This is a genomic window from Stenotrophomonas sp. KH_052 (assembly GCF_057838755.1).
Genome location: NZ_CM174475.1, coordinates 4,213,983 through 4,235,144, shown reverse-complemented (window position 1 = coordinate 4,235,144; position 21,162 = coordinate 4,213,983). Strand labels below are relative to the sequence as shown.

Sequence of the window (21,162 nt, the reverse complement as noted above, 5' to 3'; positions counted from 1 at the left end):
GGCTCGTTGATCCGGGCCTGCGCGCTCCGCTTGCCAAAAATCGACTCTGTGCAGTGGGCGGGTGTGGGCGGTCTTGCTGTTCCCTTCACCGTATCACGGCGTTCTCGCCGTCAAGGGCGGCGCGCGCCATGCGCGCTTGCGTCCTGGCGGCCGTCTGCGACCCCTGACTGCTTGCGCTGCGCCGTGCTGCCGCCGGTTCCGGGCAATTCCGCCCGAGCAACCGGAGCACGATCATGTCGCAACTGTCCTTTCCCTCGTTCGATTCCTGTCTGCTGGTGCGCGACGCGCACGGGCGCTATCTACCGGCATCGGCCGACGACATTCTGGAAGCTGCGCGCCAGGTCATTGACCGGAAAATGCAGCGCGGAGCAGAGTTCACTTCGCCGGCGGCGGTCAAGGAATACTTGCGTACAAAGTTGGCCAGCTTCGAGCATGAGGTGTTCGTAGTGCTGTTCATGGATACGCGCCATCGTCTGATCGAATACAGGGAGATGTTCCACGGCACTATTGACGGTGCGTCGGTGTATCCGCGCGAAGTGGTCAAGGAGGCGCTGCGGCTCAATGCGGCGGCGGTCGTCGTTTCGCACAACCATCCGAGCGGAAACCCCGAGCCGAGCGCGGCTGACCGGGCGCTGACCCAGCGGCTCAAGGAAGCGTTGGGTCTGGTGGACGTGCGCGTGCTCGATCACATCATCGTTGCGGGCAACGAAACGGCATCGTTCGCCGAGCATGGGCTGATCTAGCCCAAGGGGCTTCGGCCCCTTTTTGCTGCGCCTGGTGGCATAGCTATGGCCCTCGCGGCCTGATGCTCAGGCCGTCGCAACCTGAATCATCTCGTCGTAATGTTTCTTGTCCACCTCTTCCAGCCACTGGAAGATGTTCCCGATGACGCTGTGGCTTTCGCCTGCCAAGTTTTCTGCGGATTCCTCTGTTATCTCAATAACGTCGCTATGTGAATACTTATTGATAAAGCGGTAGATTTTTTCTTTAAGCTCTGGTGTCGTGATGGTGCAATCTTTTAGGCCAGCCTCCATCAATTGACTAATGTCGCTTCGCCGCCTTGGATATTTGAAGGTAAAAAACGATTCAACAAGCTTTCGGGCGAGGTTGGCGGTCAAGAACGCCTCATCTCGATTGAGTGTCGTGTGCGCCCTATATTCGTAAAGCTTCTTGAAGATATAGTGGTACTCGGAACCGTAGTTCTTGAGTGAGTCGTCGGCATCCACAAGTAGGGAGTGACGAGGGGAGCCAGGTGGCGCATCCAGGCGATAAAAGAAGCAATTCTCGGCGTTGCCTTTTTTGACTCGATTCCTATTGGTGCCAGTGAACCAGTCTCTCACTAGCTTAAAGTAAGTGAAGTTGTGAGTCAGCACAAAAAGTTGCTTGGCTTCAGTGCATTGCGTTCTCAAAAACGAGTAGGCGTGAAACAAGTGATTAGAATCAAAGCTTGAGACCGGATCGTCAACGACGACGATCGTATCCTTGATGTTATTTCCATTTTCTTTGAGCTTCGTGATGAAATAGACAAATGCAATCGCAGTCTTCTCACCTTCGCTCAAATTCCCATCGTGCTCACCAACCCCGTTTCTGATGATCTCATAGCCTTTCTTCTTCTGATTGAAGTTCAGGCAAAGCTCAGAGCGGCCAATGAAGCGATGCAGGATGTCATTGAACTCCTTTGCCCCGACCGTTTCATTCGAGAGCGCCGCTTCTATGGCTCCGACCTCTAGACTAATTTTTTCAATTTCCTTATGGTCGTTCTTTGCTTCTGACTCAAGGTCATTGCACTTCTTCTCACTTCCAGCATAGTCAAACTCTTGCACCTCAGCCGCAGCAAAGTGAAGCTCCAGTGCCACCTTGCTTTTTGAGGTCTCAGATTTGAAATTTGAAGTCTTATTGTTGTGCTTTCCAACGAGAGCAACAATCGACTTCAGGATGTCATTGAAATTGGTGACATCGTCTTCAACCACATCCGAGATCTGAATGTCTGTCTTCCCAGGGTCTGTGATCTTGGCCTTCAGGGCTTCCCGCCAGGCGTCCATTTGCTGGTCGATCTTTTCAGCAGCAGTTGCGTAGTCCTTTTGAAGCTTTTCTGCCTCGGCCGATAGTTCTTTATAAAACTCGGTCGATGCGGGAAACTGATTAGCTGGAGCGCCTTGAGATTCAATCCATGTCGCCGCATTCTGAAGTCGGCTCTGAAACTCCGTGAACTCCTTGCTGAAGTGGGCAGCAAGCGCCTCGGCACGAAGCTGGGCGAACGGAGAGCCGCAGAACTCGCAGGATTGCGAGTCGTGGTTTTTATGGATTTCCAAGCCTGCTTGAACCCATTCGCGGATGTCCGGGTTATCGGTAAGCCGCTGGATTGCTTGATTGACCGCCGTAGTCCCAATCAAATCTCTGATGCGGCCCGCCGCTTTCTTAAAGTAGTCCGGCTCAATGGCCGTTGAGGCGAAAGCAATGCTTGGAAGCTGATCTGGCTTGGCGGCATTCGTAAGGTCGATAACCCTCTCATCTGGAAGAACCGACTCCGCCTTGATAATTGTCTCGCCGTTATTCTGTATGAAGTTGGAGAGCTTGCGGCGGTCGTAATTCAAGTAATAACTGTCGCTCGTATCAATCGCCTGAAGTCCAAGCTTCATTTTCTTGGCAGCATTGGTCAGGAACTTCTCTAATGCCTCACGCTGCTTCTTGATATCGCTTTGCTTGTCGTCGTGAGCCTTCTTTTTCGACTGAAGCTCGCTCTTCAGCTTCTCCAGCTTCTGCAAGTCATCAATCTTCTCTTTCGCAATAAGAAGGATGCTCTTTACGGATTTGTCCCAATCAATGTTCTCATGCACGAAGCGTTGATTGAAAACATGAATATTCAATTGGGATGAGTGGAGTGTGGATTCCGTGATCGTTGAGCCATCCTCCAGAACTACTGAAAATTGGCCCGTGCTGAAGCGGGGAACCATCGAGCGAAGCTCAAAGCAAGAGAATAGATTCGATAACGTTGACTTGCCTGTTCCATTCCAACCATAGACCAGGTTGTACCGGCCGAACTTTTGGATCTTCGTTCCATTGAAGTCGCTGAAGATTCCGAACTGTTTGAGGCGGTTGATGCAGACAATCATCTCTAGATCTCCGTGTTCTTGCTTTCCCATCATTAGCTTGCGAAACAAATGGTAAACGAAGAGTCCTCTTGCGTCTCCGCTTCGCGGATCGCGCTGCTCCAGGTTCGCTAGTCGCTCATCCCTGGCGGGACTGGCTTCGCCAGCCTTCCGCATCGCTGACGCCTACGGCCCGGCTTCCAGCTTCGGGCCTGCGCGCTTCGCTTGCGTGCGGTCAGCACAAAGGGATGGCCGTTGCCTTGTCCAGCCGTCTCCCCTGACTTCATCACCTTACCCGCGACCGTAGCCCGCGCCCGTGTGCCGTCAAGGCGCGCAGGGCCGTGTCCTCGGCTGCGCCTGCGGGCCGCACCCACCCTGCGCTTGGCTCCTTGACGGCCCCCGTCCGCGCGCTCCTTTGGCCGCGGGCGATGAACTCAGGAAAGACGGTGGCAACAGGGCCAACCGGGTTCCTCGTGCCGACCGCACCAAACAGCCGAAAGGCTGGGCTCCGAATCTAGAAATCCGGTGTGCGGTGTGAACAGCAAACCTCTTTTGTCAGGAGAAAGACCATGCAACTCGCATCCCGTTTCGCTTTCCGCTCCCCCTCGCTGCGCAGCGATTACCCGCTGTCCGACGACCAGATTCACCGCGTGGCCCCGTCCATCTTCGCGGATGCCCCGCACGAGAGCCGTTCGCAGCGGTACGCCTATATCCCCACCGCCGCCGTGCTGACCGAGCTTCGCAAAGAAGGCTTCCAGCCTTTCATGGTGACGCAAACCCGCGTGCGCGACGAAGGCAAGCGCGAGCACACCAAACACATGATTCGCTTGCGCCATGCCAGCCAGATCAACGGCGCGGAGGCCAACGAAATCGTGCTGCTGAACTCGCACGACGGCACCAGCAGCTATCAGATGCTGGCCGGAATGTTCCGGTTCGTGTGCAGCAATGGCCTTGTTTGCGGCAACACCGTGGCCGATGTGCGAGTGCCCCATAAAGGCGACGTGGCCGGTCTGGTCATTGAGGGCGCTTACGAAGTCTTGAGCGGTTTCGATCGGGTGAAGGAATCGCGCGATGCCATGCGCGGCATCACCTTGGACGATGGCGAATCCGAAGTGTTCGCCCGCGCCGCGCTCGCCCTCAAGTACGACGACCCCGACAAGCCCGCGCCCATCACGGAATCGCAAATCCTGATGCCGCGCCGCTTCGACGACCGCCGCCCCGACCTGTGGAGCGTGTTCAACCGCACCCAAGAAAACCTGACCCAAGGCGGGCTGCGTGGCCGCAGCGCCAACGGGCGCCGACAGCAAACCCGCCCGGTGCAGGGCATCGACCAAAACATCCGACTGAATCGCGCCCTCTGGCTGCTGGCCGATGGCATGCGCCAGTTGAAAGCCTGAATCCCCACGCGGCAGGGGCAGGCAGCAGCCCTTGTCGCTTTCTTCGCTGCTGCATTCCTGAACCGATAGGAGTTATCACCATGAACGCCGTTACCCAAACCGAAGCCCGCGCCATCAACACCGCCGCCGCTATCCCGCTGGAAGCCGCTGACCCGACCAAGAACCTGATTCTGGTTCCGCTGTCGCGGCTGGTGTCGCGCCCCACTGGCCGCAACGTGCGCAAGACCCCGCGCATGTCCATTCCCGAACTCGCCGCCAGCATCCAGCGTGTCGGCCTGCTGCAAAACCTCATCGTGATTGCCGCCGCCGACGGCGAGCATTACGAAGTCGTGGCCGGTGGCCGTCGCCTCGCAGCGTTGAAGCTGCTGGCGAAGAAGCACCGCATCAGCAAGGAATGGGAGGTGCCTTGCCTGCAGGTGGCCGATGGCACCGCACGCACGGCCAGCCTGACCGAGAACGTGCAGCGCGAAGCCATGCACCCCGCCGACCAGTTCGAGGCGTTCGCCGCGCTGGTGGCCGAAGGCCGCAGCATCGAGGATATCGCAGCGGATTTTTCCGTCACGCCGCTGGTGGTGCAGCGCCGCTTGAAACTCGCCAACGTCTCGCCGCGCCTGCTGGCCGACTATCGCGCCGAGGCCGTGAGCCTTGACCAGTTGATGGCCCTTGCCATCACCGACGACCACGCCGCGCAGGAAGCCGCGTTCTACGATGCGCCGACATGGCAGCGCAGCCCGCACAACCTGCGCGACCGTCTGACCGAACGCGAAATCGACGCCTACCGGCATCCGCTGGTGCGCTTTGTCGGGCTGGACGGCTACGAGCAGGAAGGCGGTGGCATCCGCCGCGACCTGTTCGCGGAGGGCGACAAAGGCGTGTATCTGACCGATGCCGCACTGCTGGAACGGCTGGCGCAGGACAAGCTGGCAGGTATCGCCGCCAAGGTGCAGGCCGAGGGCTGGGCGTGGGTGGATGCCACGCCGGGCATGACCCATGCCGATCTGCAAGCCTTCCAGCGTGCGCCAAGGGAACGCCGCAGTCCGAACAAGCGCGACGCGCAGCGCATCGAGAAGCTGCAAACCAAGCTGCACGAACTGGCCGAAGCCGTGGATGCCGCGCTGGACGACGAAGACGAAGAAAAGGCCGATGCCTTGCAGGAAGAAGGCGAACGCCTGGGCGAGCAGTTGCAGGCGCTGGAAGAAGGCTTGCTGGACTATGCGGCCAATGTGAAGGCCGCAGCCGGTGCCATCGTCACCATCGACCGCGACGGGCAGGCCGCGATTCATCGCGGGCTGCTGCGCGAAGCCGAAGCCAAGGCGCTGCGCACGCTGGAACGACTGCGGCAGGGTTTCGGCAGCGAAGGCGAAGCCGCAAACGAGGACGAAGGCGAGGACGACGAGCAGCCCAAGACCGCCACCATGTCCGACCGACTGGCGCAGCGGTTGAGCGCGCACCGTACCGCCGCGCTGCAAATCGAAGTGGCCCGGCATCCGCAAGCCGCGCTGGCCGCCGTGGTGCATGGCATGGTGCAGACCGTCTTGCAGGAAAGCCACTACGGCCACGACCTGCCGCTGGGCGTGCGCCTCACGGTGCAAGACCGGCTGGAAGGCATGGCCCCGGACTGGCCGGAATCACCCGCCGCCGTGGCGCTGCGCGAACTGCAACAGGTGGCAGGCGAAACCTTGCCGGAGGACAGCGCCGAACTGTTCGCCGCGCTGCTGGCGAAATCACAGGATGAACTGGTGCGGCTGCTGGCCGTGTGCTTAGCTTCCACGGTGGACGTGGTGACGCCTCGCGCCACGCCGCACCAGCCCGGCGCGGAACTGGCGCAGGCCGTGGGGCTGGATATGGCCGCGTGGTGGCAGCCCACCAATGAGGGTTACTTCCGGCATGTGCCGAAGGCCGCGATTCTGGAAGCCGTTGGCGGGTTCGCGCCCTCGCACGTCACCCGACTGGCGAAGTTGAAGAAGGGCGACATTGCCAGCGAAGCCGAACGGCTCGCCGCTGGCACCGGCTGGATGCCCGCCATCTTCCGCACCGAAGGCCCGCAGCAGGCCGGGCAGGACGCGCCGGCGGATGGCGAAGCCGAAGCACAGGAAGAAGCGGCCGCCGTGGCGGATGTCCAGCCGCAGGCCGAGGCTTTGGCCGCGTGACTTCGCACCGTAGATAGCGCCCCGGTTCCGGCCGGGGCGCTTCATATTGAGGATGCCTGCCATGACCCACCAACCCGCAAACCGCCCCCGTATGGCTGCGACCTATGCCTCCGGCACGGTGCGCGCCCGCCGCTGGCACGGCGACGGCGACGTGCGCGGCTACCGTCCGCCGCGTGGCTGGACGGCCCGCGCCGACCTGACCGATCTGCATCCCCTCACGGGCCGCGCCTTGCCGCGCGCCGTGTGGTGGATCATCGAAACCAAGAAATAACGAGCCGCACCGGCCCCAAGCCGTGCCGCCTTGGGGCCGGTGGTCGAAAACTCCGGGCGCGGCGGTGGCCGCGCCCGGTTTCACTGCTAAAAAAAAGCCCCATCGCCGCCTTCGGTCGGCGGCGATGGGGCCACGCACAAGGGCGCTCGTGCGCGAAATCCACGAAGCCAGCAAGTGTGGCGGCGCATCGCGCCGCCAACGATTCGACCGAGCCCCGCCGCAATGGGCGGGGCTGGTGTGGCTACGCCCCGGCTTGCTGCGGCAGGTTGCACGAAAGCGTGCCGTCCCCGACGCTGGCGGTTCGTTGTCTGTACGTCACGAAAGACGGTTCACCGACACGCCGCCCAGCCTCGCTTCTATGGAGCTTCCACACCACGCCTCAGTATGTGGCCGTGAGCTGCGGCAGGGGCGCTCTGGCCTTGTCGTCGGGGCATTGACCTGGCCCGCGTCAGGGCGCAAGCCGGTGCAGCCGTCACGCGGGGATGCCGAGTTGGCCACGTCTCCATTCGGGAGCGGGCGGCCTGTGCGTCCTTGTCTTGTTGTGAATCCTGGCGGTGGCGCGGCTGCGCCTTGGGCTTCATGGCCGCAACCTTGCAGCGAAAACAATTTCCCCTGCGCTGCGCGCATTCCTCGCGGGACAAATTCTTTTCGCTTCCAGGTTCTCCACGTTGTTGCGACCGCTGCGCGGTGCGACCAGCCCATCCCCCGCCGGCCGGATCACAACAAGGACGCACTGGCGCGACCTTGTTCAACCCGAAAGGAGAAACATCATGGCTAACATCGGCACCTTCACCGCAGAGAAAGACGGCTTCACCGGCACGCTTCGCACCCTGACGCTCAACGTCAAGGTCAAGCTGGTTCCCAACGACAAGGGCGACACCGAGAACGCCCCCGACTTCCACCTGCAAGCGGCTGGCCACGAAGTCGGCGCAGCGTGGAAGAAGACCAGCGAGGCCGGGCGGGAATACCTGTCCGTATCCATCGACGACCCTTCGTTCCCGGCGACGGTCTATGCCCGCCTGATCGAGAACGAGGACGGCACGCACGACCTGATCTGGTCGCGCAACAAGCCGAAGGCGGCCTGACAGCCGCTTACCGCGTCCCGCCCACTGCGGCGGGGCGCGATGCTGCTGATCGCAGCACCGCACGCGCAGGATTTCTGCTGCTGCCGCGTGCTGGATACGCCCGTCACCGCGGGCCTGCATGCGTGCCTTGTGGCTCGCAATCCGTGTCAACGAGCGGTGTGTGGCGTGTCGGCGCTGTAAGCGCCGCCGGGCTTTCGGGCTTCGCCCCGTGCCGGCAAGCCGTCACGGCCATCCGGCTTCAATCCCTCACGCCTTCGCGCCTGCGGCGCTGCGCGCTCCGCTTGCTGCAATTCAGTACCACACGCCAACGCGCTACGGCGTGTCGGGCTCTTCCAATATCGCCCTGAGTTCCTGGCGCACCTGTGCCAGCAATTCATCAGCTTCGCGGGTGCTGTCACCGGCATAAGCCAATGTGAGCAGCGTGAGCGGATGCACTTCCATGACCTCGCACAGATCGGCCAGCTTCTGGATGGTTGGGCTTTTCAGGTCGCGCTCCAGCGTGCTCATGTAGGTGCGACTGGACACGTTGGAGAACGCTTCCTGGCTCAAACCACGCGCCTTCCTTACCGTCCGAATCGCCGCTGCCAATGAGTTCTTCGCTGCCACCTATGGTTTCCCCAAAAAACCAAGATGACAGCCCATTGCGCCCTATAGGACTACAATCTATAGTGTTCATTTGGTGGTGATGTTTTCCTTTTCCGTGCTTTTACGGAGATCCGCATCTGCGGATTTCCTCAGACCCAGGGAACCGCGTCCGTGTCTTTCCTGACTTCCACCAATACGCCTTCGTGCCTCTCCGCTTTTGCGGCTTCGTGCGCTTGCGCATACGTGCATCCGTCCGCAGGCACAGATGCGCCTCGGCGATTGCGTGTGTTCGTGGAAGGGGCGCGGCCTTGACCACGCTTGTCACCGAGGAAGACCGGGTGCACCTACTGGCCCACGGCCTCACCCGCGCCGCAGGCCAGGAATGTGACCCGCTGCCCGTGGTGCGCCTGTTCACACCGGACGCACATGCGACCTGGCTATTGGCCGCGCTCGATCCGACCGATGGCGATACGGCCTACGGCCTGATCGACCTCGGGATCGGGATGCCTGCCCTGGCGACGGTGAAGCTGTCCGATCTGGCGTCCATCGTCGGGCCGCTCAAGCAGCCCGTGATACGAGATCGGTACTTCCAGCCGACGCGGCCGCTGTCGGAATACGTTCGACTGGCTCAGGAAAACGGTTCGATCACCGATTGACGCATTCCAGCGCGACCAGGCAAAAAGTATCGCATTGTGACTATTTCGGTCTTAGCCAAGACCTGGCAAGTCTTGATCCGCATGCTTGCACCAGGGTGGTGCGCTCCTGACCAAAACAGTCATGATGCCAGGCGCGAGATTCGGCACGGTGTTCAATGCTGCACCCCATTTCCGGGCGGTGCAGTCGTCGCATTTAGACGATTTCGGCAATGCACTGGAGCGAATCTGTCTTGACACCAGCAGTTAAAGCGTAACCCGAGTTTGATGACCACTTGATGGCGATTCGATAGCTCCCGCACAGCGGAATTGTGGCGACGTTCCCAGAAACAGGGAGGTTTCGCCATGACTGACCGCAGCAGCCAACACTGGTATCCCACGGCCGCGTATCTCTACACGCTGCACCTCGATGGCCCAGCGCTGGCTTGGGAGTATTTGCGCAGGAATGCAAGCTACCGGCGCGACTGGCTACGCCGGCGTCGCAAGCCAGATGCGGCGCAGGCCTGGGGCCTGCGCCTGCTGGAAGATCCCGGCCTGGATGCGCGCGATGCACATCCTGCTTGGTTCCCCGATCACGACGGCGTGGTGCAGCTATACCCCGACGCCGACCCACCACCCGATGCGCATACCTTCGAGTTCTGGCGCATTCCTGGGCGCAAGCAACTGACCCACGACGGCAAGCGCCTGGTGCTTGTATCGCATTGGCCAGGCTGCTGCGTTCGGCTCGCACTCGCACCCGACCTAGAAGATGGCTCGGCCTATCTCTACGCCACACGCGCCTGCGCCACGCCCTGTGCGCGCTACCGCACGCTCGCTGCGAAGCTGGATGCGCTATCTGCCGCAACCGTGGCCGCGCCTGTGGCAACAGCCCGCTCTCGCCCCACGCCCGCCGCGCTGCTGGAACTGCATACCTTGCAAGCGCTCGACGCGACCCTCGCGGGAGCCTCTTTGCGCGAAGTGGCCGAAGGTCTGTTCGGCGCGGATGCCGTCGCGGCCGACTGGCACAAAGACAGTGCATTGCGTGCCCGCGTGCGGCGGCTGGTACGCCGCGGCGATGAGCTGATGCACGGCGGCTACCGCCGACTAGCGCAGCTTCCAATGTTCCCGTCGCATTAGGGGGGACGTTTCTCGACCCGTGCGAATCGTCCCTTAGCAAGAAGCCTTGCTTTCTTGAGAGTGCCTCTATCCGGCCGCGTGGTGTGGCCGGGCTTGATGGAGGTACATCCCATGCGACCTGCTCCCTCGCGGCCTGCCGCCGCTGCCGTCACTGCGACCTCGCAGCCTCAACGCTACCTGACAAACGACGAAGCCGCCGACTACCTGCGGCTGTCGCCGCGCACGCTGGAGAAGCAGCGGGTGATCGGCGGCGGCCCCAAGTTCCGCAAGTTCGGCCGCCGCGTCATGTACGCGGTGTCCGACCTCGATGCCTGGGCCGACCAGCGCAGCTACGAGGCCACGTCCGATCCCGAATACGCCGAGCGCCACGCGGGCGACTACCGTGATGGCCGCTGATCGTCGGCGCGTGGGTGGCCTTCGCCATGTCCAGCCCGCCAGGGCAAGCCTTGCCGCAGCGCGAACAGCTCGATCTGTTCCGAGCGCTGCCGGGCGACATGGCGCCACGCGATTCCCAGGACTTGATGGCCTTTCCGTTCTTCTCGCTTGCCAAGTCGCGGCGCACGGCGCCGATCGACTTCCGCAGCGGGAACGTCACCATTCGCGTGGAAGGCACGCAGGAGCACGGCATCGCAACGATATGGGATGCCGACGTGCTGATATGGGCCGCCTCGCAGATCGTGGAGGCGCGCGACGCGGGCCTGCGCCCGTCGCGCTGGATACGCGCCACGCCTTACGAGATTTTGCGCTTCATCGGGCGCGGCACGTCCCTCAACGACTACCAGCGCCTGAAGGCCGCCCTCGACCGGCTGCAATCGACCACGGTGGCCACGTCCATCCGCGAAACCACGGGAAGGCGCTTGCATCGCTTCTCGTGGATCAACGAGTGGAAGGAACTCGCCGACGCCAGCGGCACCCCGCTGGGCATCGAGCTGATCTTGCCGGACTGGTTCTATGCCGGCGTGCTCGACGCCGCCCTGGTGCTGACCATCGACCCGGCCTATTTCCGCTTGAAAGGCGGTATCGAACGCTGGCTGTACCGCCTGGTGCGCAAGCATGGCGGGCGGCAGGAGCACGGCTGGCAATTCGACTTCCGACACCTGTACCGCAAATCCGGCAGCGCGGCCCGCTTCTCGGACTTCGCCTACGACGTGCGCGCCCTGGTGGCGCGGCAGTCGTTGCCCGGCTACGTCCTCGGCATCGAGCGGATGCCGGACGACAACACCGAGCTGCTGACCTTCCGGCCCGTGCCGCACGCGGCACGGGGATAACTGCGGGAGAACCTGTGGACGGCCTCGTGCTATCAGGAGTACCGGGTATCGTGCTATCAGGAGTACGACCCTCGTGCTATCAGGAGTACGAAAACGCCGGAAAGCCAACAACGGCGCGGGTTTGCGTTCCCTCTAACTTACCTAACAAGAAATACATAACTTTTAGTAGAAGCGCGCCGTTTCGGTGGACAACCACGAAATGGCACGCCCAGGCCGGCTTTCCAGCTCGGAGGGCCGCGCCATGATCTTCGCGTTTCTCAACCAGAAAGGCGGCGTCGGCAAGACCACGCTCGCCACGCACATCGCCGGCGAACTGGCGATGCGCGGCCTGCATGTCATCCTGCTGGATGCCGACCCGCAGGGGTCATCGCTCGACTGGACGCAGCGGCGTAGCCAGCAGGGCCTGCCCCGTCTGTTCAGCGCCGTGGGCCTTGCCCGCGAAACGCTGCATCAGGAAGCGCCAGAACTCGCCAGGCGGGCCGATCACATCATCATCGACGGCCCGCCGCGCATCGCCGCCCTCGCGCGCTCCGCGCTGCTGGCGGCCGAGCGCGTGCTGATCCCCGTGCAGCCCAGCCCCTACGACGTATGGGCTTCTGCCGAGATGGTCGCACTGATCCGCGAAGCACAGGTGTTCCGGCCAGCGCTACGCGCGGCCTTCGTCATCAACCGGCGCGTCAGCACCACCATCATCGGCAGGGAGGCACGGCAATCGCTGGCCGAACAGCCGCTGCCCGCGCTGCGCTCGGAGATCCACCAGCGCATCGTCTTTGCCGACAGCGTAGCCGCTGGCCGGCTCGCCCGCGAAACCGCGCCCGACAGCGCCGCTGCCCGCGAGATCGCCGCGCTCACCGACGAACTGCTGCGGTGGCCGACATGACTGGAAAGCCATCACCACGCAGCAAGCGCGTCGGCATCGGTGTACGTCCCCCAGCGAATCCGCACGCCGAAGCGTGGATTCGCCAGGGCGACGCAGATGCCTTGCAGAAAGGCGACCTCTACACCGCTCGACTGACGCTTGACATCACGCCCGCCATGCGGGCGCGCATCAAGGTGTCGGCCTTCACGCGAGGCGTGACCGTAGCCGAACTGCTGCGCAGCCTGCTGGAGCGGGAGTTTCCCCCGGAGGGCACGCCGTGAACGCATCCGCTTCGACCGCCCACACCCCCAAAGCAAGTGCGCCCACGGCTGCACCGCCGCCGGCGCCTTCGACACTCGCCGGCCAGGCCGGCAACGTGCCGCTGACGCGCGTGGCGCTGACCTACATCGAACCCCGCTTCAAGCTCTACCTGCGCTTCGGCGAACCGGCGCGCACGCTCCAGCTCGACCGCTGGCGGCGCTGCGCCGTGTTCCTGCCGAACGCGGTTCTGTGCCGCATCCGTTGGCAGGCCAACGACTACGGCACGATCCGCTGGCAGCTCATGGTGATGCAGACCGCCACGCCGCTGGACGCCGTGCAACGCATCCCCGGCGTGCAGCCGGGCGCGCGTCTGCTGTTGCACGCCGAAGGCGATGCCAACGTTCGCGCCGTGCTGGAACGCATCGACGACATCGAGGCGCTGGGCATCGCAGCCGCAGACACATCGCCCGCGTACTGGCGCACGCTCGCGAACCGGCTCGCAGCGCGCTCGGCGTTACCCACATACACCACAGAACGGCACGCCGCCTGGCTGGCAGGGAGGGCATTGCCATGACCACGATTTCCACGACCGGCCCCGTGCCGCATCCTCGCTCGCGCCTGCGCACTCGCCTCGTGCTGGCAGGCTTCGCCACCGTCGGCCTCGCTGCGCTGGCCTGGGCTGCGTTCGTGCAGCCCCTGCCGCGAATGGCCTACAACCCGTCCGACAGCGTGGCGGTCGGTTGGTATCGCATCGAACCGTTCGACCCGCGCACCGCCTCGCGGCCACGTCCGCTGTCCGTGGACAGCATCGTGCTGGTGCCGCTGCCCGACAGGGCCGCCATGCTGGCTGCGCAGCGCAGTTACCTACCGACCCGCGTTCCGCTGCTCAAACGTGTGGGCGCAGTCGCGCCACAACACGTCTGCATCGTCGCCGGCCAGGTTCGCATCGACGGCGTGCCGGTGGCCGCCGCCCTGCCTGCCGACCGGCAGGGCCGACCGCTGCCATCCTTGCAGCTTTGCCGCCGTCTCGAACCGGGCGAACTGTTCCTCTTGAGCGTGACCAACCCAGCGTCGTTCGACAGCCGCTATTTCGGGCCGGTCAGTGCATCCACCGCGATCGGCGTTGCGCATCCGATCTGGCTGGAGACACGTCCATGATGGCCGCCGATTCGCTGCACTTTGCCGCGCCTCTCATCGTGCCATCGGGCATGTCGTTCTACTGTTCGTCGCCTTGTCATCGCACGTGCAGTGCGGGTGCATTCGCACCGCACTTCGCGCTGCCTTCGGCGCAGCCGTCCAACGTGCAGGCGTCTTGCCTCGAACGCGCCTGGCCTGCGGCCATTGGCGTGTTCGCCGGCGGGCTGGCTGCTGGTGCAGCAGCGCCGCCGGGCCGCCGATGCCCGGAGCGGGAGCGAGGGGCAAAGGCGGAAGGCAAGACAAAAGGACGCGGCACCGGGCCGCGTCGAAGGCCTGTCTGCACATGGGGGTGGCGCGGCACGGAGCGGCTTTGCCGCCGTGCCGCGTGGGGCGCGAGGCCCGCGCCAATGCAGGCATGTCCGCGTGCTTCGCACGCCCGGAGACGCCGGAGCTTGCCAGGGGCGCTGCCATGACCGACCGCCGCGACGACGATTTCCGGGTGCGCCCTGGCGCGCCGAAGAACCGAGGCAAAGGCCAGGGCCAGAGCTTCGTTTCCAAGGTGCTCAAGCGGGCTGGCAAAGCCAGCGGCGGCAAGTCGGCGGTGCGCCGTCCTGTCGCTGGCGGGAGCGGCCAGCACGCGGGCCAGCGGCCCGGCTCACGGCTTGGGCGCGGCCATACGGCAGCGCGCTTCGCAGGTGCAAAGCTGACACCCATGTCACGGCGCGTGACCGTCAAGACGCTGCTGGTCAACCAGCGCAACGCCAGCCCGCAGTCGCTCGCCAAGCACCTGCGCTACATCGAGCGCGACGGTGCCGGCCGGGACGGCGAGCCGGGCCGTGCCTACGGGCCGCAGACCGACCATGCCGACCTCGATGCCTTCAAGGAACGCTGCCAGGACGACCGACACCATTTCCGTTTCATTGTTTCCCCGGAAGACGGAGCCGAGCTGGACGACCTGCGCACCTACACCCGGCACCTGATGAACCGCATGGAGGCCGACCTGGGAACGCGGCTGGATTGGGTGGCGGTCGATCACTGGAACACCGACAACCCGCACACGCACCTGATCGTGCGCGGACGCGACGATACCGGCAGAGACCTCGTCATCGCGGGCGACTACATCGCCCACGGCTTCCGCCATCGCGCCGCCGAGCTGGCGACGGAATGGCTGGGGCCGCGCACCGAACTGGAGATCCAGCAGACCTGGCAGCGCGAGGTGAAGCAAGAGCGGTGGACGAGCCTCGACCGCACGTTGCAGCGCGAGGTCGGCGAGGATGACCGGGTGCGGATCGAACGCTTCAACGAACCGACGTTGCAACGCCAGCGCCTGCTACTGATCGGCCGGCTGCAACGCTTGCAGCGGCTCGGCCTGGCCGACGAGGTGCAGCCCAGCACCTGGGCCATCCATGCCGACGCTGAGAAGACCCTGCGTGCCCTGGGCGAGCGTGGCGACATCATCCGCACCATGCAGCGCGCCATGAGCGGCCAGCCGCGCGAGCTGGCGGTATTCGAGCCGGCCGACGACGGCCGTACCCTCGTCGGCCGCGTGGCCGCCAAGGGGCTGGCCGACGAGCTGCACGACCGCGGCTATCTGGTCATCGACGGCGTGGACGGCAAGGCCCACTACGTCGCTTTGAACGCCCGCGACGAACTGGCGAGCTACCCCACCGGCGCGGTGGTGGAGGTGCGTGGTTCCGCCGAGGTACGGGCGGCGGACAAGAACATCGCCGCACTGGCGAGCGATGGCCTGTACCGTACCGATCATCACCTGGCGATCGAGCAAGGCCGAGCCAAGCCCGGCCGCGACCCGCAGGAAGTCGTCGCGGCCCACGTCCGACGGCTGGAAGCCCTGCGCCGGGCCGGCATCGTGGAGCGCGTGGCGGAAGGGCTATGGAAAGTGCCGGACGACCTATCCGAGCGTGGGCGCCAGTACGATGCGCAGCGACTGGGCGGCGTGGCCGTGGACCTGAAATCTCACCTGCCGATCGAGCGGCAGGCCCGCGTGATCGGCGCCACCTGGCTCGACCAGCAACTGATCGGCGGCGGCCGGGGATTGGGCGACCTGGGCTTTGGTGGCGATGCCAAGCAAGCCTTGCAGCAGCGCGCCGACTTCCTCGAAGAACAGGGGCTGGCCCAGCGGCGTGGGCAGCGGGTGATTCTCTCCCGGAATCTGCTGGAAACGCTGCGCAATCGGGAGCTGGCGCAGGCCGCCCAGCACATTGCCGCCGATAGTGGGTTGGAGCATCGGCACGTCACAGACGGGCAGCGCGTAGCCGGCATCTACCGGCGCTCGGTCATTCTCGCCAGCGGTCGCTATGCGCTGCTCGATGACGGCATGGGGTTCAGTCTGGTGCCTTGGCGGCCGATAATCGAGCCACGACTGGGGCAGCAGATCGCCGCGACTGTACGCGGCGGCGGTGTGTCATGGGAGGTTGGACGGCAACGAGGTCCTGGGATTGGATAGGGGCCGTAGGCTGTCGTACCGAGTTAAGGTGTCGAGCAGCGTTCTGGCCCTAGCTTCTGTGCTCCGTTAAGGCGACTAGTCTGTGCTTATCGCCGACGCTGTGGGTGCATGGTTGCTTGCCGATTCCGGTGCAACTCGCAAACGCGCTGCCCCGACCTGAACTGCCCATTCAACGATCTGCCCGGCCAACACGTCCGTCGCGACACCGAACGCGCTCACCACATCTGCCTCTCGCTTGCTGCCTGTAGCTTGGATTGCTTCGAAGCGTCTACTGGCAATAGCAGTCCGTTTGGCCGGATCGACCAGTTGCACATCGAGCCGAACCCGAACCGCGGCGATCGCTTCAGTGCCGCGGTATTCGAGCTGGAACGCCCGTAGCGTACTGCGCAACTCCATATCGGCGCTCATTGGCGTGCTATCGGTAATCACCGAAGTCGACCGCCCATCGCGCATGAAGGCTTCGACGATTCGGTCGCGTAGCAGCACCGGTGCGGGGTCGGCCCAACGCACTCCTTGCCAAGCCGACAAGCGACCATCGGGCTGCGCAATGAAAAGCCGCTCCGAATCCAGGACGCGACTACTCTCAGGGGCGTAGACGCGCAGCGCCCCAGGTCCAGGAACGGCGCGTGGCGTACTCTCCGCCTGGGCGATGTGATAGTCGGGCAGTTTGTAGGTGACCATTGGAGCTGTTTTGGGAAGCACACTGCACGCGGACAAGCCGAGTACTAGCGTCATAGTCGCGGCAGCGACGGGAATCATCCTGGCGGAAGTGTTCACGGCTTGGTTTCCTCAATGTTCTCTCCACCGAGCAGGTATTGCGCCGGATTGCGATCCAGTCGGCGCAGCACGGTGTTTAGATTGGCCAGCGCCTGCTGGAGTTCGTGCATGGCAGGGCCTGTGGCGGCCATGCCTTGGTTCAGCGATTCCTGATTGTTTTGCAGTAGCGTCTCAACCCTGAAAGCGGCGCGTTCGAGGGATGCCGTTGCATCACGCGTGTTCACCATGATTTGCTTACCATCGTTATTTAGTAGCAGGTTGGCATCGCGAAGAGTGCTATTTGCTTGGCGCACGGCAGCTGTCGATTCTCTGCTTGCTTCGGTCAGATTGCTGATTAACGTCGCGATCTCGGCCCTCTGGTCAGCGACCGCGCCCGTAGTCTGTTCGAGATTCACTAGACTGCGGTGCACAAGAGCCAAATTCTCCTTCGACAGTAACTCCTGCGTGCGCAGCAAGATGCCGTTGAGTGTCGTCATGCTGTTACCCTCGCCGGAGACCAGGGATGCCATCGCCGAACGTGGCGCGAGGATCAACGGTTCCTCGTCCTCTTTCCGATCCAGCAATGGCACGTTTGGCCCACCGTCGCTCAACTCGATCACCGCGTTGCCGGTAATTCCCGTGATGACCAATTCAGCGCGGGTATCCTGCCGGACCGGGATGGTGGCATTGATACGCACGCGCGCTATCGCCCGCCTTGGGTCAGGCGGCGAAAGAGAAAGTGCAACGACTTCGCCAATCGTGATTCCGCTGTACTGAACCTGGCTGCCGGGCGTAAGCCCGGTCACTGGCTCATCGAACATGATCCGGTAATACTGGTAATCGTGGTCGGAACGTGTGTCGCTGAGCCAGAGCGCGAAGCCGATACCAATCGCACCGAGCAGCACGACGAACAGACCAATGAATACATGATGGGCACGTGGCTCCATGATCAGACCACCTCGTTTTCAGAGTGTAAATATTGCGTGCGCCCAGCCCAATGCGTGCGCGACGGAAGAATGATGCAGATGCGGAAGGGTTTCATGGCTGCGTCTCTTGGCTGGAAGCACCAGTGGCCTGTGCGGCCGCACGGCCACGGGGGCCGTGAAAGTATTCCTGTATCCACGGGTGCTTGAATCGCTCGACTGCCTCGATGCCGTCGTTGATGAGTACCTTCTGGTTCGCCAGGACCGCGACACGGTCGCATATGGTGTACAGCGTATCGAGGTCGTGGGTTACCAGAAACACCGTGAGACCCAGTGCATTGCGCAGGGTCAGAATCAATTGGTCGAAAGATGCAGCCCCGATTGGATCCAGTCCTGCGGTGGGTTCGTCAAGAAACAGGATGTTCGCATCAAGCGCCAAGGCTCTCGCCAGTGCTGCTCGTTTCACCATGCCTCCGGACAACGAGGCCGGATATTTGTCTCCCGCTCCGGCAGGCAACCCCACCAAGCCCAGCTTGCTTCTTGCCAAACGCTCGGCAAGAGGCCGCGCCAGACCGACATGCTCGATTAAAGGAAGAGCGACGTTCTCCAAGACGGTCAGCGATGAATACAACGCGCCCTTCTGGAACAGAATGCCGAACCTTCGCTCCATACGCGCGCGTGCAAGCCATTGGGCTCGCAGTAGGTCGCGCCCCCCGATACGGACCACGCCCGAATGCGGCTTCTGCAGCCCGACGATGCTACGCAAGAGCACGGATTTCCCGGTGCCTGATCCTCCCACCACGCCAAGGATTTCCCCGCGTCGCACGTCCAGGTCCAGGTCCTGATGGACCTGCTGGGTTCCAAACCTGTTGTCTAGGCCGCGCACTTCAATAGCGTGTCGCACACCGTTGTCGGTGTCTTCCTTCACCGCGCTCACCAGCCCATCTCCATGAAGAACAGTGCAGCGATGGCATCGATCAGGATCACCATGAAGATTGATTGCACAACACTAGAAGTCGTGTGGTCGCCTACCGACTCAGCGCTACCGGCGACCTTGAACCCTTCATGGCAGCCGATAGCGGCGATCATCACCGCGAAGAGCGGGGACTTGCTCATTCCGACAAGAAAATGGCGCACCTCGATTTTTTCCTGCACGATGGCAAGGAACTGTGCAGGAGGAATCTCCAAGCTCAGTGCGCATACAGTGGCGCCGCCCACAATGCCAGCCAAGATGCCTACTAATGTGAGCAGTGGCAAGGACACAAGAAGCGCCAGCACGCGTGGCAGCACCAGCAACTCGATGGGGTCGAGCGCGTTGGAGCGAAGCGCATCGATCTCTTCATTTGCCTTCATCGAACCGATTTGGGCGGTATACGCGCTTGCGGTACGGCCTGCAATCAATATGGCCGGGAGCAGCACTCCGAACTCGCGCATGAACGAGAAGGCGACCAGATGCACCGAGAAGATGCTCGCACCGAAGTTGGCCAGCACCGTTGCGCCCAGGAACGCCACCACCATTCCTACCATGAAGCTCAGTAGCGCCACGATGGGAATGGCGTCCACCGCTGACCGCTGGATTTGAGCGATCACCGAGGTCGTGCGCCAGCGACGCGGGTGACGAACGGTACGGCTCCATGTTTCGATGATCTGACCCACGAACCCGGCCAGACCAAGACACGCACGACAGCCCTGTTCCACGGTCAGGCCTATGCGTCCCAGACCGCGGAGCAGAGGATTCCCGCTCACCGCTGCTTTGTCCGTCTTCTGCTGAGCGGTAGCAGCGGCGGCAAGCGCTTTCATTAGGGCGAGGCGATCCGGGGACAGATTTGGAGCTGCCTCCGGCCGGTCGAGTATCGAGTCTGGCCCGAGAATTTCCACCAGCAGAGCCGCGCCGGCGGTGTCCAGTCTCTGGACTTGCGTCCAGTCGAGCAAGGGAGTGGCGTACCCCTCGGCATGGCTGATGCGGGCGGCGGACACGGATTTTGCCAGACTGGCGTAGTGCTCTATCGTCCAGTCGCCACCCGCCAGCCATTTGTGATCACCGCCGACCATGGCATCCTGCCGGAGCCAAGCCTGTGAAGCGTTGCTCATGGCTGCGTGTCCCGCCAAGCGCTGTCGATGCGCTCGATGCAGTTCGTGATCGCCGCTTTGGCATGACCCAGCAATGTGTACGAACCGGCGAACTCTTTAATGACGTTGCCGCGCTCGAAGCAACTGGCGGCAGCAACGCGTCGTCCCGTACTTACATCGACTGCTTCGAACTCTAGGCTGGCACCGCCCGTCGTCACGGGTCCAACCAGCAGGGTCGTCATTGCATTGACTGCCCGATTCGGTGTCTGCAGTTCGGTGACCGCTACACGCACCCGAACCTGTCCCGTGCCACCTGGGGTGGCGGGACTTTTGCCTTCCTGGCGTTTCAGTTCGCTCGTCACATGGTCTAGCACTTCACGCTGCTGCGCGTCATCGAGCCCATCGATGCGACCCGAGGCGGTCTTGATCTGCGCATCTTCCACCACGACAGCGGCATAACGCTTGGGCTCGAATCCCGCTGCGCGGTACATCAGTACGTTCTCGTATCGTGTCGGCGATAACTTCTCGTAGTCGCCGAGAAATCCGGAGCGCGTCATGCTGTTGGTCGCGCATCCAGAGAGCGCGGCTGCTACGCAAAAAAAAATGCCGCCGCGGATCAATGCAGTTTTGCTCTTCATAATGGGTCTCCTTGATCAAACGAAACTAAGACAGGCAATGCCTGCTGCGATGAGGGCGGTGCCAGACCAGCGCGTCACTGATGCGAGATCGCCTAGCAAGAGGGCGCCGATACCCAAGTTTCCAAGTAGCCCGATTCCTGCCCAGGCTGCAGAGGCCGCGCTGATCGGAATCCGCTTGAGCGCGAGCCACAAAAGTGCGCCGCTGGCCGCCATGCACGTCACTGCCACACAGAGGCCGACCCAGCGCGTCGGACCGCCCGCCGTGATGGCCCGCAGGCCCAATGGATAGCCCGCTCCTAGAACCCCTGCGGCAATGACAATCGACCAGGATTTCCAGATCAGCGGATGGATGCTGAATCGCATAAGCCTAGCGAGACATACGGATGAAGCGTGGGTACATACGAATTCTGAGAATGCGCAGCACGAGGCGGTCCGCAAGA

Annotated in this window: 22 protein-coding genes; 14 read left to right on the top strand and 8 right to left on the bottom strand. The window is 62.9% G+C overall.

What is annotated here, in order from left to right:
* Positions 1-233 precede the first annotated feature (233 nt).
* Positions 234-743, top strand: a complete 510-nt coding sequence (gene radC, locus AC3ITW_RS19375) for a RadC family protein (RefSeq protein WP_016487841.1) — start codon at positions 234-236, stop codon at positions 741-743.
* A gap of 66 nt (positions 744-809) precedes the next feature.
* Here radC and AC3ITW_RS19370 read toward each other — a convergent pair whose 3' ends face one another.
* Positions 810-3,266, bottom strand: coding sequence for an ATP-binding protein (locus AC3ITW_RS19370; protein WP_016487840.1), 2,457 nt, complete (start codon positions 3,264-3,266; stop codon positions 810-812).
* Positions 3,267-3,658: 392 nt separating this feature from the next.
* On the opposite strand from AC3ITW_RS19370, the gene AC3ITW_RS19365 reads away from it, so the two are divergent.
* The 4 genes from AC3ITW_RS19365 (at position 3,659) to AC3ITW_RS19350 (ending at position 7,992) form a co-directional block, all read left to right on the top strand.
* Positions 3,659-4,486 (top strand): DUF932 domain-containing protein, encoded by an 828-nt coding sequence (locus tag AC3ITW_RS19365; protein ID WP_003092327.1) that lies wholly within the window; start codon positions 3,659-3,661, stop codon positions 4,484-4,486.
* 80 nt (positions 4,487-4,566) lie between these two features.
* The gene (locus AC3ITW_RS19360; RefSeq protein ID WP_006379606.1) at positions 4,567-6,636 is read left to right on the top strand and encodes a ParB/RepB/Spo0J family partition protein; all 2,070 of its coding nucleotides are present in this window, start codon (positions 4,567-4,569) and stop codon (positions 6,634-6,636) included.
* 61 nt (positions 6,637-6,697) lie between these two features.
* The gene (locus AC3ITW_RS19355; RefSeq protein WP_016487839.1) at positions 6,698-6,907 is read left to right on the top strand and encodes a hypothetical protein; all 210 of its coding nucleotides are present in this window, start codon (positions 6,698-6,700) and stop codon (positions 6,905-6,907) included.
* A 770-nt stretch (positions 6,908-7,677) separates the two neighbouring features.
* Positions 7,678-7,992 carry a DUF736 domain-containing protein gene (locus tag AC3ITW_RS19350; protein WP_001273857.1) on the top strand — a complete coding sequence of 105 codons (315 nt, stop codon included), beginning with the start codon at positions 7,678-7,680 and terminating at the stop codon, positions 7,990-7,992.
* A 312-nt stretch (positions 7,993-8,304) separates the two neighbouring features.
* Here the strand turns inward: AC3ITW_RS19350 and AC3ITW_RS19345 are convergent, their stop codons facing one another.
* A complete protein-coding gene (locus tag AC3ITW_RS19345; RefSeq protein WP_006379425.1) occupies positions 8,305-8,598 on the bottom strand; it encodes a helix-turn-helix domain-containing protein in 294 nt (97 codons plus the stop codon).
* A 287-nt stretch (positions 8,599-8,885) separates the two neighbouring features.
* Between AC3ITW_RS19345 and AC3ITW_RS19340 the strand changes: the two genes are divergently transcribed.
* From AC3ITW_RS19340 to AC3ITW_RS19300, 9 genes are all read left to right on the top strand, one after another.
* Positions 8,886-9,233, top strand: coding sequence for a DUF2958 domain-containing protein (locus tag AC3ITW_RS19340; RefSeq protein WP_016487838.1), 348 nt, complete (start codon positions 8,886-8,888; stop codon positions 9,231-9,233).
* Positions 9,234-9,575: 342 nt separating this feature from the next.
* Positions 9,576-10,346, top strand: a complete 771-nt coding sequence (locus tag AC3ITW_RS19335; protein ID WP_006379424.1) for a DUF2285 domain-containing protein — start codon at positions 9,576-9,578, stop codon at positions 10,344-10,346.
* Positions 10,347-10,457: 111 nt separating this feature from the next.
* Positions 10,458-10,742 carry a helix-turn-helix transcriptional regulator gene (locus tag AC3ITW_RS19330; RefSeq protein ID WP_001247107.1) on the top strand — a complete coding sequence of 95 codons (285 nt, stop codon included), beginning with the start codon at positions 10,458-10,460 and terminating at the stop codon, positions 10,740-10,742.
* Positions 10,743-10,756: 14 nt separating this feature from the next.
* Positions 10,757-11,614 carry a replication initiator protein A gene (locus tag AC3ITW_RS19325; protein ID WP_003092315.1) on the top strand — a complete coding sequence of 286 codons (858 nt, stop codon included), beginning with the start codon at positions 10,757-10,759 and terminating at the stop codon, positions 11,612-11,614.
* 241 nt (positions 11,615-11,855) lie between these two features.
* Entirely contained in the window at positions 11,856-12,494 is a 639-nt protein-coding gene (parA, locus tag AC3ITW_RS19320) for a ParA family partition ATPase (RefSeq protein WP_003092312.1), read from the top strand.
* A complete protein-coding gene (locus AC3ITW_RS19315) occupies positions 12,491-12,754 on the top strand; it encodes a hypothetical protein (RefSeq protein ID WP_022652187.1) in 264 nt (87 codons plus the stop codon). The genes parA and AC3ITW_RS19315 overlap by 4 nt, the downstream gene beginning before the upstream one ends.
* Positions 12,751-13,308: a DUF2840 domain-containing protein gene (locus tag AC3ITW_RS19310; protein ID WP_006379346.1), complete on the top strand. Its 558-nt coding sequence runs from the start codon at positions 12,751-12,753 to the stop codon at positions 13,306-13,308. The genes AC3ITW_RS19315 and AC3ITW_RS19310 overlap by 4 nt, the downstream gene beginning before the upstream one ends.
* A complete protein-coding gene (locus tag AC3ITW_RS19305) occupies positions 13,305-13,892 on the top strand; it encodes a S26 family signal peptidase (RefSeq protein WP_006379345.1) in 588 nt (195 codons plus the stop codon). Before AC3ITW_RS19310 ends, AC3ITW_RS19305 begins: the two co-directional genes overlap by 4 nt.
* Positions 13,893-14,340: 448 nt before the next feature.
* Positions 14,341-16,335 (top strand): relaxase/mobilization nuclease and DUF3363 domain-containing protein, encoded by a 1,995-nt coding sequence (locus tag AC3ITW_RS19300; RefSeq protein ID WP_016487835.1) that lies wholly within the window; start codon positions 14,341-14,343, stop codon positions 16,333-16,335.
* Positions 16,336-16,410: 75 nt separating this feature from the next.
* Here the strand turns inward: AC3ITW_RS19300 and AC3ITW_RS19295 are convergent, their stop codons facing one another.
* The 6 genes from AC3ITW_RS19295 to AC3ITW_RS19270 form a co-directional block, all read right to left on the bottom strand.
* Positions 16,411-17,016: an ABC-type transport auxiliary lipoprotein family protein gene (locus AC3ITW_RS19295; protein WP_223231737.1), complete on the bottom strand. Its 606-nt coding sequence runs from the start codon at positions 17,014-17,016 to the stop codon at positions 16,411-16,413.
* A gap of 92 nt (positions 17,017-17,108) precedes the next feature.
* Positions 17,109-18,038 carry an MlaD family protein gene (locus AC3ITW_RS19290; RefSeq protein ID WP_016487833.1) on the bottom strand — a complete coding sequence of 310 codons (930 nt, stop codon included), beginning with the start codon at positions 18,036-18,038 and terminating at the stop codon, positions 17,109-17,111.
* A gap of 91 nt (positions 18,039-18,129) precedes the next feature.
* Entirely contained in the window at positions 18,130-18,954 is an 825-nt protein-coding gene (locus AC3ITW_RS19285; RefSeq protein ID WP_153190658.1) for an ABC transporter ATP-binding protein, read from the bottom strand.
* Positions 18,948-20,105: an MlaE family ABC transporter permease gene (locus tag AC3ITW_RS19280; protein ID WP_016487831.1), complete on the bottom strand. Its 1,158-nt coding sequence runs from the start codon at positions 20,103-20,105 to the stop codon at positions 18,948-18,950. Before AC3ITW_RS19280 ends, AC3ITW_RS19285 begins: the two co-directional genes overlap by 7 nt.
* Positions 20,102-20,722 (bottom strand): DUF3313 family protein, encoded by a 621-nt coding sequence (locus tag AC3ITW_RS19275; RefSeq protein ID WP_016487830.1) that lies wholly within the window; start codon positions 20,720-20,722, stop codon positions 20,102-20,104. The genes AC3ITW_RS19280 and AC3ITW_RS19275 overlap by 4 nt, the downstream gene beginning before the upstream one ends.
* 15 nt (positions 20,723-20,737) lie before the next feature.
* Entirely contained in the window at positions 20,738-21,085 is a 348-nt protein-coding gene (locus AC3ITW_RS19270; protein WP_032665245.1) for a DMT family transporter, read from the bottom strand.
* Between the last annotated feature and the right edge of the window lie 77 nt (positions 21,086-21,162).

Bases quoted from the DNA above. Each gene is read 5' to 3' on its own strand.
- radC (WP_016487841.1), top strand. From the start codon at position 234: ATGTCGCAACTGTCCTTTCCCTCGTTCGATTCCTGTCTGCTGGTGCGC.
- AC3ITW_RS19370 (WP_016487840.1), bottom strand. From the start codon at position 3,266: ATGCGGAAGGCTGGCGAAGCCAGTCCCGCCAGGGATGAGCGACTAGCG.
- AC3ITW_RS19365 (WP_003092327.1), top strand. From the start codon at position 3,659: ATGCAACTCGCATCCCGTTTCGCTTTCCGCTCCCCCTCGCTGCGCAGC.
- AC3ITW_RS19360 (WP_006379606.1), top strand. From the start codon at position 4,567: ATGAACGCCGTTACCCAAACCGAAGCCCGCGCCATCAACACCGCCGCC.
- AC3ITW_RS19355 (WP_016487839.1), top strand. From the start codon at position 6,698: ATGACCCACCAACCCGCAAACCGCCCCCGTATGGCTGCGACCTATGCC.
- AC3ITW_RS19350 (WP_001273857.1), top strand. From the start codon at position 7,678: ATGGCTAACATCGGCACCTTCACCGCAGAGAAAGACGGCTTCACCGGC.
- AC3ITW_RS19335 (WP_006379424.1), top strand. From the start codon at position 9,576: ATGACTGACCGCAGCAGCCAACACTGGTATCCCACGGCCGCGTATCTC.
- AC3ITW_RS19330 (WP_001247107.1), top strand. From the start codon at position 10,458: ATGCGACCTGCTCCCTCGCGGCCTGCCGCCGCTGCCGTCACTGCGACC.
- parA (WP_003092312.1), top strand. From the start codon at position 11,856: ATGATCTTCGCGTTTCTCAACCAGAAAGGCGGCGTCGGCAAGACCACG.
- AC3ITW_RS19315 (WP_022652187.1), top strand. From the start codon at position 12,491: ATGACTGGAAAGCCATCACCACGCAGCAAGCGCGTCGGCATCGGTGTA.
- AC3ITW_RS19305 (WP_006379345.1), top strand. From the start codon at position 13,305: ATGACCACGATTTCCACGACCGGCCCCGTGCCGCATCCTCGCTCGCGC.
- AC3ITW_RS19300 (WP_016487835.1), top strand. From the start codon at position 14,341: ATGACCGACCGCCGCGACGACGATTTCCGGGTGCGCCCTGGCGCGCCG.
- AC3ITW_RS19295 (WP_223231737.1), bottom strand. From the start codon at position 17,016: ATGGTCACCTACAAACTGCCCGACTATCACATCGCCCAGGCGGAGAGT.
- AC3ITW_RS19290 (WP_016487833.1), bottom strand. From the start codon at position 18,038: ATGGAGCCACGTGCCCATCATGTATTCATTGGTCTGTTCGTCGTGCTG.
- AC3ITW_RS19280 (WP_016487831.1), bottom strand. From the start codon at position 20,105: ATGAGCAACGCTTCACAGGCTTGGCTCCGGCAGGATGCCATGGTCGGC.
- AC3ITW_RS19275 (WP_016487830.1), bottom strand. From the start codon at position 20,722: ATGAAGAGCAAAACTGCATTGATCCGCGGCGGCATTTTTTTTTGCGTA.
- AC3ITW_RS19270 (WP_032665245.1), bottom strand. From the start codon at position 21,085: ATGCGATTCAGCATCCATCCGCTGATCTGGAAATCCTGGTCGATTGTC.